11 protein-coding genes and 1 pseudogene are annotated in these 13,861 nt (G+C 51.9%); 5 read left to right on the top strand and 7 right to left on the bottom strand.

Translation table 11 applies throughout. The features are described 5' to 3' along the window. Window position 1 precedes the first annotated feature (1 nt). The 3 genes from ACR0DT_RS05700 to ACR0DT_RS05710 form a co-directional block, all read right to left on the bottom strand. Window positions 2-1,537, bottom strand: a complete 1,536-nt coding sequence (locus ACR0DT_RS05700; RefSeq protein ID WP_480709827.1) for a TadE/TadG family type IV pilus assembly protein — start codon at window positions 1,535-1,537, stop codon at window positions 2-4. Window positions 1,538-1,546: 9 nt separating this feature from the next. Beyond that, window positions 1,547-2,506, bottom strand: coding sequence for a Flp pilus assembly protein CpaB (gene cpaB / locus ACR0DT_RS05705; protein ID WP_480709828.1), 960 nt, complete (start codon window positions 2,504-2,506; stop codon window positions 1,547-1,549). Between the two features lie 144 nt (window positions 2,507-2,650). Beyond that, entirely contained in the window at window positions 2,651-2,839 is a 189-nt protein-coding gene (locus tag ACR0DT_RS05710) for a Flp family type IVb pilin (RefSeq protein ID WP_480709829.1), read from the bottom strand. 527 nt (window positions 2,840-3,366) lie between these two features. Between ACR0DT_RS05710 and ACR0DT_RS05715 the strand changes: the two genes are divergently transcribed. Then, complete coding sequence (locus ACR0DT_RS05715) at window positions 3,367-4,209, top strand: helix-turn-helix transcriptional regulator (protein ID WP_480709830.1); 843 nt, start codon at window positions 3,367-3,369, stop codon at window positions 4,207-4,209. Window positions 4,210-4,525: 316 nt separating this feature from the next. After that, window positions 4,526-4,726, top strand: a complete 201-nt coding sequence (locus ACR0DT_RS05720) for a hypothetical protein (protein ID WP_480709831.1) — start codon at window positions 4,526-4,528, stop codon at window positions 4,724-4,726. 188 nt (window positions 4,727-4,914) lie between these two features. Here ACR0DT_RS05720 and ACR0DT_RS05725 read toward each other — a convergent pair whose 3' ends face one another. Next, window positions 4,915-6,123 carry a hypothetical protein gene (locus ACR0DT_RS05725; protein WP_480709832.1) on the bottom strand — a complete coding sequence of 403 codons (1,209 nt, stop codon included), beginning with the start codon at window positions 6,121-6,123 and terminating at the stop codon, window positions 4,915-4,917. Window positions 6,124-6,329: 206 nt separating this feature from the next. Between ACR0DT_RS05725 and ACR0DT_RS05730 the strand changes: the two genes are divergently transcribed. The 3 genes from ACR0DT_RS05730 (at window position 6,330) to ACR0DT_RS05740 (ending at window position 9,102) form a co-directional block, all read left to right on the top strand. Then, window positions 6,330-7,070: a PepSY domain-containing protein gene (locus ACR0DT_RS05730; RefSeq protein ID WP_480709833.1), complete on the top strand. Its 741-nt coding sequence runs from the start codon at window positions 6,330-6,332 to the stop codon at window positions 7,068-7,070. A 38-nt stretch (window positions 7,071-7,108) separates the two neighbouring features. Continuing rightward, window positions 7,109-7,768, top strand: coding sequence for a response regulator transcription factor (locus tag ACR0DT_RS05735; RefSeq protein ID WP_480709834.1), 660 nt, complete (start codon window positions 7,109-7,111; stop codon window positions 7,766-7,768). Window positions 7,769-7,845: 77 nt separating this feature from the next. Beyond that, a complete protein-coding gene (locus ACR0DT_RS05740; RefSeq protein WP_480709835.1) occupies window positions 7,846-9,102 on the top strand; it encodes a sensor histidine kinase in 1,257 nt (418 codons plus the stop codon). Between the two features lie 163 nt (window positions 9,103-9,265). Here the strand turns inward: ACR0DT_RS05740 and ACR0DT_RS05745 are convergent. From ACR0DT_RS05745 to ACR0DT_RS05755, 3 genes and pseudogenes are all read right to left on the bottom strand, one after another. Further along, window positions 9,266-9,972, bottom strand: a pseudogene (locus ACR0DT_RS05745) (IS6 family transposase). A 688-nt stretch (window positions 9,973-10,660) separates the two neighbouring features. After that, window positions 10,661-12,508 (bottom strand): adenylate/guanylate cyclase domain-containing protein, encoded by a 1,848-nt coding sequence (locus ACR0DT_RS05750; RefSeq protein WP_480709836.1) that lies wholly within the window; start codon window positions 12,506-12,508, stop codon window positions 10,661-10,663. A gap of 547 nt (window positions 12,509-13,055) precedes the next feature. Beyond that, the gene (locus ACR0DT_RS05755) at window positions 13,056-13,628 is read right to left on the bottom strand and encodes a tyrosine-type recombinase/integrase (protein WP_480710271.1); all 573 of its coding nucleotides are present in this window, start codon (window positions 13,626-13,628) and stop codon (window positions 13,056-13,058) included. Window positions 13,629-13,861: the final 233 nt, after the last annotated feature.

The following is a 13,861-nucleotide window of genomic DNA, read 5'->3' on the forward strand; positions in this document are numbered from 1 at the left end:
ATCACCGATACAGTTGCACGAGGTCGCGAAAGATACCGCCGAACCCATTACCGCCGCTGCCGACACCTGAAACATCAGGGAAGCCTACGATTTCGCCGTGGATGTCAAAGCTGGGTGGTGAGCTACCGTCATCCCCCACCGGTTCGGTTAGGAAAACGGCAACAAATTTCGTGACCGGAACCCCCCTGGTCGAGCCGGAAACCGGGTTTTGAGCGCAATCAATGCCTGCTGCGGTCACGACACGACGCGCCGGGTTTGTGGACATTTGGTTTGAACACATCGGGCGGCCGGTTTCCGCAAGCGACGGGTCCAGGATCGAATTTGCGTTCGGTGGTGAATGTGGGTTGCTATTGCCGTACGCGATTTCCCGCAGGTACATTCCGTATCTTGTACCAGCAAACACGCTATCCGTTACGCTAAGCGCTGGAAGGTGAGCATCGCTGCCAATTCCGTCCGCTGTGCCGTCTGCAAGGTCATGGTTCCGGTTAAGATACCCTGCGCGATCCCAGACACCGTCTCCGAACCGGTTGTTACCGCCACACGTACCTGCTGCCATGCAAGTGTCGCGACCAAGAGCAGCCGTGTCAGGCGTTACCTCTTCGTTACCTTGAATGCAGGAACCACCGCCATTTTTCTGTATACCTTTGATGACATTCGGAGCTGGCGCAAAGTCAGGGTTGTTTTTCTCACCGTTAAGTACGGAGCGGAAAATATCAAAGCGGACATTGAACGCGGCATTGGTGATTCCGACCTTCTGACCCGGTTCAGTATCCAGACCATTGGTGAGGACGCATTGCGTGATCTGGCTTTGCGCCGCGATGAGGCAGGCAAGTTTGTTCCCGCCTTCATCCGCACATACGCCAGAGGCATCTTCAAATGTCGCCAGGTCGATAAACCCGAAGTTCCCCGGCCCCCAAGCAGTCCCATTGCCGCCACTGCGAAGCAGGATCTGATCGCCAACGTTCAGTGTAGATTCCCAATGCGGAGGCAGGCAGAACATTAAAGGTGAGATATCGCAGGCCGCTTTGGAGTATCCCGCGACAGCCTCGGCCGATACGCTGGCCGATACGCCACTTCCACCAAGCATTCTGTCCAAAGCCGAAGCAAGGTTCATGCTAAGGGATTTGGGCGTCAGCACGATATGCGCAAATTTGGCTTCTCTTGGATTGGTGGTGACATCTGCGCCCAACGGCGTGAGGTCCGAAACCGGCAGAGCGGAGTGAAACAAAAGCGTATAATCCGACGAGCCCGAAAGCGTGGTAGGACCGTTGGCAAATGTCTGGCTGTCACTGATCAAGTTGGCCGCTGCATTGGTTGCGCGGGTGATGGCATCAGGTTGTCCGTCCAACTCTCCTGCGGCAGCCAGGGCTACGTTGTCCGCGAAGGACTGAAGCTCTGCATGGGTTGAGTTTAATCGGCCTACATCCAGCGTGATCGCAAAGAAACCGAGAAACGCAACAAATGCTGTGCCCCAAAGGATCGCAACCGTGCCGCGCTCGTCCTTAGCAAAGAATGATATGTTGGCTTTCAAATGCATGGCGCAGACTTATTGTGCAGCGTTCTGGCTAACTTCGATCGAGCGGGCTTTTGGCTTGACCTCTGGGCTGACAGCTGTCGGAGTAGATGGGGCATCCGTCTGATTGCTGGATTCCGTCTGAGGGGGTGTCTCCGTTTCTGTCGCTTCGTCAGCTCCTCGGGAGTTTCTCTGAATGACGACAACTTCGGATTCCGTGCCGCGGTTCAACCTGACTGTCGGTTGCGCTTCGACTTTTTCAGCCGGGCCTTCTTCTTGAAGAAGATCGCGCAAGCGAACCATTTCCATTGGTTTGTCCTCGACACCGTCCAACGTTCTGAGAGTGAGGCTCAGGGTTCCGGCTTTTTGGGCCAAAGCCAGACGCTGGCCTTGCTGAGGGGTCACTTCCACCGTGATCGTGCGGGCAATTTCGGGTTGATCGCTCAGTTCTTCGGATTGCTGATCCACACCAATCACACGAATCTTCTGCAAGATAGTGACAGCGCTCAGTTCCATATTCGCACCCTGCGTCAAAACAATATCAACCCAGTCTCCTGGTGTAACAAACCCGCCGACCGCGGTAACGGCGTCGACTTCGATCGCCATAGCGCGCGTATTTTCACCCAGTTTTTGAACCAGCGTGACCTTCTCTCCAAAATTCGAAACTTTCGTAAGAAGCATGACTTCACCGGGATAGAACCGTCCCTTAGCGCGGCGCAGCTGCCGGCGACTATCTGGAACAAGTACGTCTAGCTCAGTGAACACTCCGGCGGGTAGCGCTTCGCGTGGCCAGAGATGAGTTGTGACATGGTGCTCTTCAATCGTCTGCCCAAAAGCGATTTCCGATCGCGCGACGTAGATCTCAACCAGATCAGCGTTCATCGACGGTCCGGGCGTAGTCGTGGTGAACTGAAGGTGATCTTTCGCCAGGAACACAGAGCCTGACGCAATCGCAATTCCGAATAATGTGGTAATAACTGGTCTGATACGCATCTCTGTCTCCAAAAGTTACACTCAAAAAGTTCGAAACTTGAACAAAGGTGATTTCGAAAATTCTGGCGGTATATTCTGCGCCGCTACACTGATGCACAGGCGCAGAATTCTGTTTTGGTTTGCCAACTACAATTTATTGCTGGTTCAGCAGGGGTTGGTGGTGCCAGTGGCAGTCAGAGCGCCGCAAGCGCCTCTAACGTTCGTAGCCGTTGTTGTCCCCAGAAACGAGAAAGCACCAACTGCAATTGATGCGACAACCAAAAGGGCAAGGCCATATTCAACAATAGCCGCACCGCTTTCTTCTTTGACAAACTTCTTCATAAATTTGGTCATGTTTCCCCCGAAAGGTTAAATTGAAATCCACGCTGCATTTGTTGCAACGCAAGCCATACATTTCGCATCGGCTCTGAAATAACGATAGTGATCAAAAAATATTAAGCCTTCCGATAAAAATAGGAAAATAACAACTAAAAGTTGTAATATTTGATGTCGAAACATCTTTGAAGATATTAAAATAAACCCTGCATTAACAGGGCATTAACATTTTTTCGAATCACCCCAAACGGAAACAATGCGGCTATTCAGGGCGCAATTATGGCCAAAAGCTGTGGCAAAATCGGCCGATATACTATTTCTTTGAATCAGGCGAAATCTGAAGTCGAGTTGCGAGAGGCGGGAAATTTATTTATTTAAAACAATGTATTGAAGGTGATGTGAAAGAATTCCCATCACGACTTTTCTCCAATCAAAGCCTTAAAGCCAGTTGCCGAGCCAATGCGTCCTGAACAAATTTGTAACTGCGGTGGAACCGAGTTGGTACGTCCAGCTGCGCAACGATTACAGGTTTGGTTAATAGAGTAATGAGTGTCAGTTTTCCCAAAGACGTTCAGGCGCAAGATAGCTTGAGTTTGGTTATGGAGTGGATGCATGCATTAGCGGGCAACAATTCCGTTTCGCAAGTATTGAATCATCTAATCAGTTTAATTAATGCTGATGCTGCATTAATTGCGCGAACATATAAGTCAGAACGAAAAGTAAAATATATTGCTCGGTGTTGTGGAGAGGAAGGAAAAGTCTGGCCTTACCAACCCCGCACCCAAATAGAGCTTGTTCTTGGTGAGTGTTTTTCAACGGCAAGGGTTGGCTCAATTTGGAGTTTGTCTGACGCATTAGTTTCGAGCAAATCAGTAGTGCCTCATCATAACGAGCGAAATTTGTTTGGGTTAAGTGAGGCAATTGTCGTGCCGCTTGAAAGAACTGGCGGGCATGTAGATCACCTTGAACTGCATTACAAACACAGACCTGCCCAATATGATCTGGACTTACTGGCCATATTGGCGCCGACACTAGCGTCCGGCTGGTGCAAGCGAACGCCTGGTTCAATTTCCTCGAGTTTGGAGAAGGGGCGCCACCACCAACTTAGAGAGGTTTCGGAAAACAAGCATGTTCCAATTTTGGATCCTCAAAACCCTGCGGGGCTAAGCCGGTGTGAATTTCGGGTTTGTGCCATGTTGAAGGAGGGATTGACGGTCAAAAAAGTTTCTCAAGCCCTGACTGTCTGCCCTACGACTGTTCGTTCGCATCTGAGTTCAGTTTTTTCGAAGACAGGCGTTTCTAATCAAGTTGAACTGCTGCACTTGTTAAATCGAAAAAATGTTTCAGACCGTGGATCCAGTGATGCTGAAACAGCGCGTATCGGTTGATCGCAAGTGAATGCCAAAGCTGTAAAGCAACTGGTTGGCCACGTAGGTTGGCTAAACGCTCCATTAATTGCTCAGACGTTGAGCGATGGAGCAAGGTCAAATACGACTACTGATACTCTTCTATAATCATGGGCTATTTAGATCATTAGTGGGGTCTTAAGTAGCGAAGAGCCACTAAGAATATTGTTGATCTATCGGCGACAAATTTAACCTAAGGTGAACAATGTGTTCTCGTAGTATTCAACAGACATCGCGCATACTCATCCTACCGAGCCGAGACGGTTAAGGGCGCTTGGCTCCCTGGAAGGGGAACAGCATGATTAAGTCTGCCACTGAAAACGCTAGGGATCCGGTTTCTGTAAAAATGAAACCATCACGTTCCGCCGCACACGAATATTTGTCAGACACAACGAAATCCGGCAGCGGGCGTTTCCCGCCTGTCGAAAATGCTCTGACGGCAATCGTAAACAACGAACTGCTAGAAAGAGCAAAAAGGACGTCTGATCCTTCATCATGACGTCTGCAGTTTTCCCGGGACACGTCCTACCCGGGAAAACACCAACGCAAAAGCCCGCTCCAATCAGAGCGGGCTTTTTTACAGTGAGAACTCAAGGACAGTGAGCCAAATGGTTTTCGGGATCATGACGCGAGGCCGTGCGAAACTAGGACGAACGGTTCCTCACCTACAGCATTCCAACCCGGTACTTAGCCATTACCAACAAGTTCTTCATCTTGTTCTCCACCAGGCGTCTGATCTTCTCCGACCGGCTCGGCACTGACTTCATCGTCTTCGTATTTGTCTTCGTCATACGAACTGCCAAGCGTGGTTTTGACAGCATCTTCATCGGGATTGGAGGCGCGCACAGCGTCCAGGACACGGTCCTGTTGTTGCGTTGCGACCGTGTCGTCTTCAGAAAAGCCACCCTTGTGATGATCCAAAAGGTTGTCTTCTGCCTGATGCACGGCTTCTGCGGCCGCCAACTGATTTTCCGTAGGGCGGTCAATCGGATTACCGTCTTCGTCCGTGGTTAAGTCGTGTGCGTCTTTGACGGCTTGGGCGTCTTCCAGTGTTTCAGGGTCAGTCGACCCAGGATTGGCTTCTTCGTTGGCGAGGACGTCCTCAGCTTCCTCTATGGACAGAGGGGCTTCGTCCAAATAATCCAGCGCTGCATTGATTTCCTTCACGTCTTCAGGGCTCAACGTGTTGTTTTCACCCATAATATGATTGAATTCGGCATCCGCTACGGCAAGACCTGCAGCCAGGCTGACCGGCCCTGTTCCTTTCATATACTGACCGTTGGCGATATGCGCGAGCTTTGCCTTGGCGCTAGAGTTAATGGCACCGTTCAGCTTGCCAAGGTTGCGCGGTTTAAGCGGACCATCTTCAATATATGCGGCTTTCCTGCTAGTCGGACGCAGAGATCGTTTAACCGACGTAGGTTTTGTTTTTGCCGCGGTAGTTACCTGCTTGTTACCATTGAACAGCCCTTTGAAACCTTTTCTTTGCTTTTTATTCGCAGTTTGTTTCTTGTTACCGCCAAACAAACCATTCAGAGAAAATTGACCTTTCTTAGAGGATCCGGAGGTGACCCCTTTGGAGCCATTGGGCTTACGACCAGATTTCCCGGCCTTTTTGCCTCCGCCATTCCTGGATGCCGCTGACCCGTTGCTCTTGTCTTTACCTTTTCCACTACTCGCGCTGCTGCCGCCATCGCCATGGCCTTTACCACCGCCATTGCCCTTACCGCCCCCATTTCCGTTGCCACCGCCGTTACCCTTGCCACCGCCGTTCCCCTTTCCTTCCTTGGCGTAGGCGGCATCAGGGAACGCGAACGCGCCAACAATTGCTGTAGATCCCAGCAATGCGATTGCTATTGCAGTGGCTTTTAATAAGCCGGTCGATTTGGTTTTCATGACGGTCCTCGTTTGTTGTGTGCGAATTTCGTCAGACAGCGCGCCGCGTAGAATAACGGCAGAACAAGTATATGTGTCGGAATCAGGAACCAACTTGCAGATTTAAGCCCATTATCGTTGAACCTGAGACGAACCGACCGTTCATCGTGAGTTCACCATGAAATCTGTAGATTTAGGACACAATTGCGCAGTAATGAGTACGGAAGATGAGAAAGCTCGTAATCATTGTTTGTCTGCTCGCCTTTTTCCAGATCGGAGAAGGGCAAGCTGCCGTGCGCGAGCTAAAGCAATCTGAATTGCGCCAAGCAACAGCTTCTGGCGGCGCCATTCGCTTGAAGAGAGTCCTCAGGGGTGTTGAGAGAGTTTTTGGTGGAAAGCCGGTTGATGCACGCGCTTTCCAAACCGACAAAGTTTACTACCGCATTCTGGTGAAAAAGCCGAACGGGAAAATCGTAAGCGTTATTGTGGATGCCCAAACTGGTGTCGTGGTGTCCAATCGTTCGAATGTTGGGCGTCAAATTTCCAACGCCGCTCGCTCTACCACTGGCAACTCTGCCAAGTCCGCTGCGCAAGGACAATCCCGCAGCAAAGGCAATCAGGGCAATAGCGGAAGTAATGGCAACGGAAATTCTGGCGGCAACTCCGGTGGCAATGGTGGCGGCAACTCCGGTGGCAATGGTGGCGGCAACTCCGGTGGCAATGGCGGCGGCAACTCCGGTGGCAATGGTGGCGGCAACTCCGGTGGCAATGGTGGCGGCAACTCCGGCGGCAATGGTGGCGGCAACTCCGGTGGCAATGGTGGCGGCAACTCCGGTGGCAACTCCGGTGGCAATAGCGGCGGCAATAGTGGCGGCAACTCCGGCGGCAATAGTGGCGGCAACTCCGGCGGCAATAGTGGCGGCAACTCCGGCGGCAATAGTGGCGGCAACTCCGGAGGCAAAAAATAGTGGTTAAAATATTTTTCGAAGGCCTGTAGAAACAAAATATGAGAGTATTACTCGCTGAAGATGAACCCCACCTTTGTGAGCAGATCAAAAAGCTGCTGAACGCTGAGGGCCGAGTGGTCGATGTTGTTAACAACGGAACCGATGCTCAGCATTTGGGAGCAACCGAACCATATGACGTGATCATTCTCGATCTTGGGCTTCCGGAACGAGATGGCATCTCAGTTTTGCGCGACTGGCGAAACGCAGGCGTAAAAACCCCTGTATTGATCCTGACTGCACGCGATGGGTGGAGCGAACGGGTCGATGGATTGGATGCCGGTGCGGATGATTACATGACCAAGCCATTTCATTTACCCGAGCTGGCCGCACGTGTGCGTGCCATCTTGCGCCGCCAGAGTGGGCAACTAAATCCTGTTATCGAGATGGGGGACGTCATTCTTGATACGCGTAATGGACGTGTGACTGTTGATGGCGTTCCGATCGACTTAACCGCCCAGGAGATAGCCGTTCTTACTTACCTGGCTCATAACGCCGGGCGCTTGATCCCAAGATCCGAACTTTCGGAACATATCTACGAGTATAATGGTGACCGGGACTCGAATACCATCGCGGTTTTTATAAACCGGCTGCGTAACAAATTGGGACCTGACCTGATCACTACGGTTCGGGGTCGCGGATATATGATCGATACACTCTAATGTTGTCACTCCGTCAACGGGCATTGCTTGGGGGTATAGCGTCCGGGGCCTTGTCAGTTGGCGTGGGCACGTTAGCGGTGTTTTCATTCATCGATTCCCGAGTTTCAAACCGGTTCGATACCGCCCTTCGAGATCGCCACACCCAGCTTGTCGTAGGGCTGAGCGTCACGACCCAAGATCCAGGTGCCCTGCGTGACCTCATGTTCGACCCTGCATATAGTTCGCCATACTCCGGCAGATACTGGCAGGTCACCAACGGCGACGGAGACGTTTTCACGTCTGCGTCACTGTTTGATGAAACAATCGCCGAACCACCCGAGGCCTCAGATTACGCTACCCTTTGGAACACTACGGGCCCCGAGGGCGAAACGCTGCGCAGCGTGTACCAACAGATTGCCTTCGAAGATGGCACCGTCTGGGGCATAAGTGTTGCCGAAAGCCAAGCGCAATTGGTCAATGAAAGACAGGCGGCTCAGCGCAGTCTTCTGCCGGTGTTTGGGTTGGTTGGCCTGATTGGCGTTGCGAGTTCGTTGATGCTGATGTCTGTCATCCTGGGGCCTCTTCGTAAATTGCGCACGGATGTGGCCCATCGGTGGGACGCTGATGACGACCTGAAACCAAAGGATTATCCGGAGGAAGTGGCCCCATTGGTTGATGACCTGAATCAACTTTTGCGTCGCAATAGGGACATTGTGTCCGGCTCGCGCAGGCAAGCCGCTGATCTGGCACATGCTTTGAAAACACCTGCCACTATTCTGAGAAATGAATTGCAGGCTATGTCCCAGTCCGGAGTCGACACAAATATCGCTGCTGAAGCTCTCGATCGGATCGACGCTCAGCTCAGTCGGTCGCTCGCGCGGATCAGGGCCCTAAACACGGCTGAGTTAACGCACTCCCGGACGGATATTTCACACTCAGTCGAACGTCTCGCACGGCTGTTTTCAAAAATTGCCGAGAGGGAAGGCAAAAAGCTGTATGTTAAAAGCGATCCCGAACTCTGGGTGCGAATGGATACGCAAGATATCGAAGAAGTTCTCGGTAACTTACTTGATAACGCGGTCAAATGGTGTCGTGGCCAAGTAAAACTGATTGCGGAAAGCCGGGAAGACTGCGTCGAGATCTGTATCGAAGATGACGGACCGGGTATCCCTGAGGACGCAATACGCGAAGCATTGCGCTCTGGTGGCCGGCTTGACACGTCGGTGAGAGGCAGCGGGTTGGGGCTGTCAATTGCGGTTGATCTTCTTAATGCATACGATGCGCACTTTGACTTAGGAAAATCTGGCTCGCTTGGAGGTTTAAGCGGCCGGGTGGTGATTCCAACTAAGCCCTAAACGGCGGCGACTGAGAAAATTTGTGGCTCTTTGCATAGATTTCTGAGCAGCCTCATCTGACTGGTCCAGTTTGATTGTTAGTGCATTGTTGGCCTCCGATCCATTGGGATGGTGCTGTCAGACGAATTCAAACCAGTCTCAGTTTGCCGCGAAAACGGTGTACCTATCCGGAACAAAGTTGACGCCACTCGGCAAGAGCGGCGGTGCGCGTCAGCTTGAAGGTGCCTCGTCTAGCTAACGATCTTTCCTGGTTGAAGTGGTTGTAGACGGAGGAATGGACGGCCGCGAATTTCTGAAAATTTCGTATGCGCCTGAAACGTTGCATGGCGCGCTCACGTCGTCGAAATGGCAGGTGCGAATTCTCGACACGGTTGTTGAGCCACCTGCCCGTCATTTGTTTTTCCAGTGCACCCAGATCTCTGAGCGCAGCCTTGTAGGATGCGAAGCGATCCGTCACGATGTTTTCCGCTTTGCCGTGTCGCTTCATCAATTTCTGGAGAAATTTCAATGCCGCCTGCCTGTTTCGGCGTTTGGTGACAAATGCTTCTAGCACCTCACCTTCGTGATCGACTGCACGCCAGAGATAGTGGCGTTTGCCATTCACCGTCACAAAAACCTCGTCCGCGTGTCACTTCCATTTTAGAAGGCTCGAAATTGCTGAACACGCTTTCTTCGGATCTCAGCAGCAAACATCGGGCCGAACCTGTTCCACCAAAATCGAACAGTCTCGTGGCTCACCTGAATTCCCCTTTCGTGCAACAGGTCTTCCACGTTTCGAAGCGACAATGGGAACCGAACGTATAGCATGACTGCCAGACGAATGATCTCTGGACCAGTCTTGAAGTACTTGAATGGCGATTGTTTGATCAAGCGCGTAGGCTACGAGGGCACCCTGGCCGCCTCAACCCAAGTTCTTCTGACAAGACCCGGAGGAGTGAACGGCGGCGAGCTTCTGCAAACTTCGCATCCGCCTTAACCGCTGCATCGTATGTTGCGAACGGCTGTTTCGTCCGCAGAGCAATCATTCATGACTGGCGTAGCGAATGTCCACTTCGGGCCCAACGCGGTTATCCGCCGCATTGGGCATGAACGACCACTTTGCGGACTTTGCCGACAATGCAGCTTGACCATGTTGCTGACGCAGCATCCGTTCGCAGATGCGGTACTATTTTCGCTACATCGCAGCCGATGTCGCCAGATTTGTCATTCGCATGCAACGACTTCGCTCACTTTGAAACCGTGCTTTTGCCGCTGGCTATCCCGATAAGCGAGACGCGGATAAAACTGCCCTTCGGGTCATGGCGGGCGACTACCGGTCCATGCTCACTCAGGACATCCGACGATTTTAGCAAGGCTTGCGGCCTGTCCCAACGGGACCAACGTCAATTGTGCGGACCAAAGCTGAAACTCAACACATTTTTTTGTCATCACTGCTATCAATCGAGCTTGGTTTTCAAAATGGTCTGCGCCCTGGCCCGTTTTCTGTCGGCGCTTGTCCAATACTTGCTGATTGCTCCGGAGCCAGCTTGCCGTCCTCAACGTAAATCGGGTTTCGCAACTAGCTTATTGCCAGGGAATAAATTTCAACCAATTCATCTCGACCGCGAAGCTTATGGGCGCCGATGCGCTTAAATTCTATCGGCTTGACCAAGGCACTGCGAACAGAGCTGGAAACAAGAATATTCACTTCAGCCTGGGTGTCGCCCAAAACTTTTCCGGCTTCTTCCAACCGCTGCGCGACATTCACTGCGTCGCCTACCACAGTATAGCTCAGCCTCCCTTCACTACCGATGTTTCCAACAACCACACGACCGATGTGAAGCCCTATGCGTAGTCTCACAGAATAGGGTAAGCCAGCCGCCGTTCGTTCATTTTGATTATACTTCTGAACCCACCGAGCGATCTCAGTCGCAGCTTGGCAGGCCAGATCAGCCGCGTCATCTTGATGTTCCAATGCGCCCCAGACAGCCATCACCGAATCTCCGATGAATTTGTCGATGGTACCGCGATTTTTCTGAATGCAATCCGCCAGCCCGGCAAAGTGGTCATTTAGGAACAATGCCGTTTGAGAGGCCGTAAGATGTTCCGACAGTGTCGTAAACTCGACAATATCCGTAAACATGATGACGACATCCCGATGAGATGAATTGATCTGTTTGCCGGCATGGTGGCGCATCAATTGACGGACCAAACGCTTAGGGACATAGAGTTCAAACCAACGCAGGCCTTCGAGCATGAAATTGTATGAACGTGCCGCCTCATCCAGTTCTCGGAAGAAGGAACCTTCGATTTCGGCAATATTCGAAATATCTAGATCATGTACACGCTTTGCGCTGTCAGACAGCCGTCGAACAGGCTTGGCGATCTTCTGACCAATCAACGCCGCCACCCCGGCCGAAATGACCGCCATTATAGCACAGAACCATATCGCCCATTTTAGTCGAGCTGCTTCCGAAATAATGTCGTGGGTTTCAAAATATGTGGCTACGGTAAGTGCTTGATCGCCATAGTTGATCAGCTCTTCAAAGAATATGACATACTCCCAATCGGCGTAGGCAACAAAACGCGTGTTCGCCCCGGTCAGAAAGTACTTTGCGACGCTAAGGCGATCATTTGGCTGCCACATGGCCGATACGATGGGATCGGAGAACCGGTCTTGCTGCGGAAGTGGTGCCGCACGATTTAAACCCGCATAACCAAATGCCATCAGTGGGTGGGCCAATACGGCATTCCTACCGTAAAGCATGAACACATTTGCACCGAACTCCATTTCCTGATCAGCCAAAAATTCAGAGAGTTTCACGACCGAAACCCAGGCTGATAGAACCCCAATTATTTTACCTTTCTGAATGATTGGACTTTGGTAGCTTAGCACCGACTGACTGTATTCATCGCGCCAGAGAATACTGCCCCAACGCGCTTTCCCGGTGTCAATTGCTTCATCTACAAGGTGGCGCAGATCGACATCGTCCCCGAGTTTTAGGAAAATGGGTAGTGTCTCTTCCTGGGTACGTTCAACGCCTGTCAAAGTGTGCTTTCTGTCAATAAATTGTATCCTAACAATCTGAGGGGTAGCTGAAACAGCGCCAAGCAAAAGGCTCACAAACTCTTCAGATCCGTCCGCCTCCACTTCGCCAGCGGCAATCCTGCTCGCGATAAAATCAACTTGATCAGAAGCTGCTGTCAAATAGCGCTCTACCTGTTGGCGTTGGGTTCCGATGATTAGCTGCGCCTTCTGTGTCAGCAAATCCGAGGTATTGCGGTAGCCAACAACTAGACCCACACCCAATACACCTGCGACTGAAGTGAGAACAAAGAAGCCCAGCCCAAGCGCCAAGGCGACCGACATCGAGGCATGCCACTCGCCACCTTCCCCTTGGGAAGTAATTGCTTTTTTGCCCCCCATGACGCGCCCCGTGAACGAGACAAACTTTTGGTGTAATTCTGTGGATTATATACATTTTCTTGAATTTTTAAAGTCTTGCTTACTTTGGGTCACCTTCGGGCTAATTGGTAGGGCTTCAGCTACGCCAGTAGGTCAGCTCTGGATTCCATGAAAAGATTGCGCCACACGGCAATTGCAGCGGAACTTTTCAGCTCGAAAGTGTCTCAACCGATGGATGAGCGCTTTTCTCTGAATTGGATATAGATGAAGGAAAAAACGGCGGCGGATCTTTGCAAGCCTCGCTTTCGTTTGAAACTCCGCATGAGCAGTTCTCTTCCTATTCATTCTCCTCGTCAGAACAGGAAGCTTGAGTTCCAAACTCGGTTGTTGAGTCACCTAGCCCTGCGAGATGGTTAAATGTGAAAAGACCTGATTGCAGCTTTGAGCATCCTACACAGAAAAGTAATTCGCCCAACGCCAGCTCTGGTCTCGAACCTAACCACTGCCGCGTTGCGACCGTAGGTCTGGTCTGGATTGGCGAGCGGCAAGTGCCGCCCGCCAACATAGTTCAAATGTCGATTTGCTCGGCGATGCTCAGCGCATCTTCAAGTTCGACACCAAGATATCTGACAGTGCTGTCAACCTTTGTGTGTCCAAGCAACAGTTGAACCGCCCGGAGATTTCCGGTTTTGCGGTAGATCTCCGCCGCCTTGGTCCGGCGCAGCGAATGGGTGCCGTAGCCACTGGGTTCCAACCCAATCGCAGCCACCCAATCCGGCACAATTCGGCCATATTGGCGGGTTGAGATATGAGGGCGGTCATGAAACCGGCTGGGAAACATGCAACGGCAGCCGATCATTTCCGGCGACTTGATCCATGCGGCAATGGTATCCCGCGTGTTTTCAGAGAGTTCGAACTGAACGGGTCGCCGGGTTTTGCTCTGGATCACAGACACCCTTTCGCGAACGCGGTCATCTCTGACCAAATCGCAGACGGGCAGTTTCACCAAGTCGCATCCGCGAAGCTTGCTATCAATCGCTATGTTGAACAGCGTGAGATCACGCAGATTCTTAGCCAATTCGAGCCGCGCGCGGATTGCCCTCACTTGTTTCGGCAACAGCGACCTTTTCTGGCCGACGATCCGGCCCCTGTTCCAGGCTCTTCGTTTCGGGGTAACAGCGGGGAGTTAGACTCTTGACATATTGGGCCCTTCAATCCTCCCCCCAATCCCCGACATCATCACCGCGCTGATACCTGAATTTTACTGTTGGTTTGAATGGCCGTTGTCCGATTGCTTGTTCTTCGGGAAACGCTGCGGGTGCATTGGGCTGGTCTGAGCCCGTAGCCGACCTTTGAGTAGAGGGGTGAAACTGG

It is taken from the genome of Ruegeria sp. BI11, from assembly GCF_056538005.1.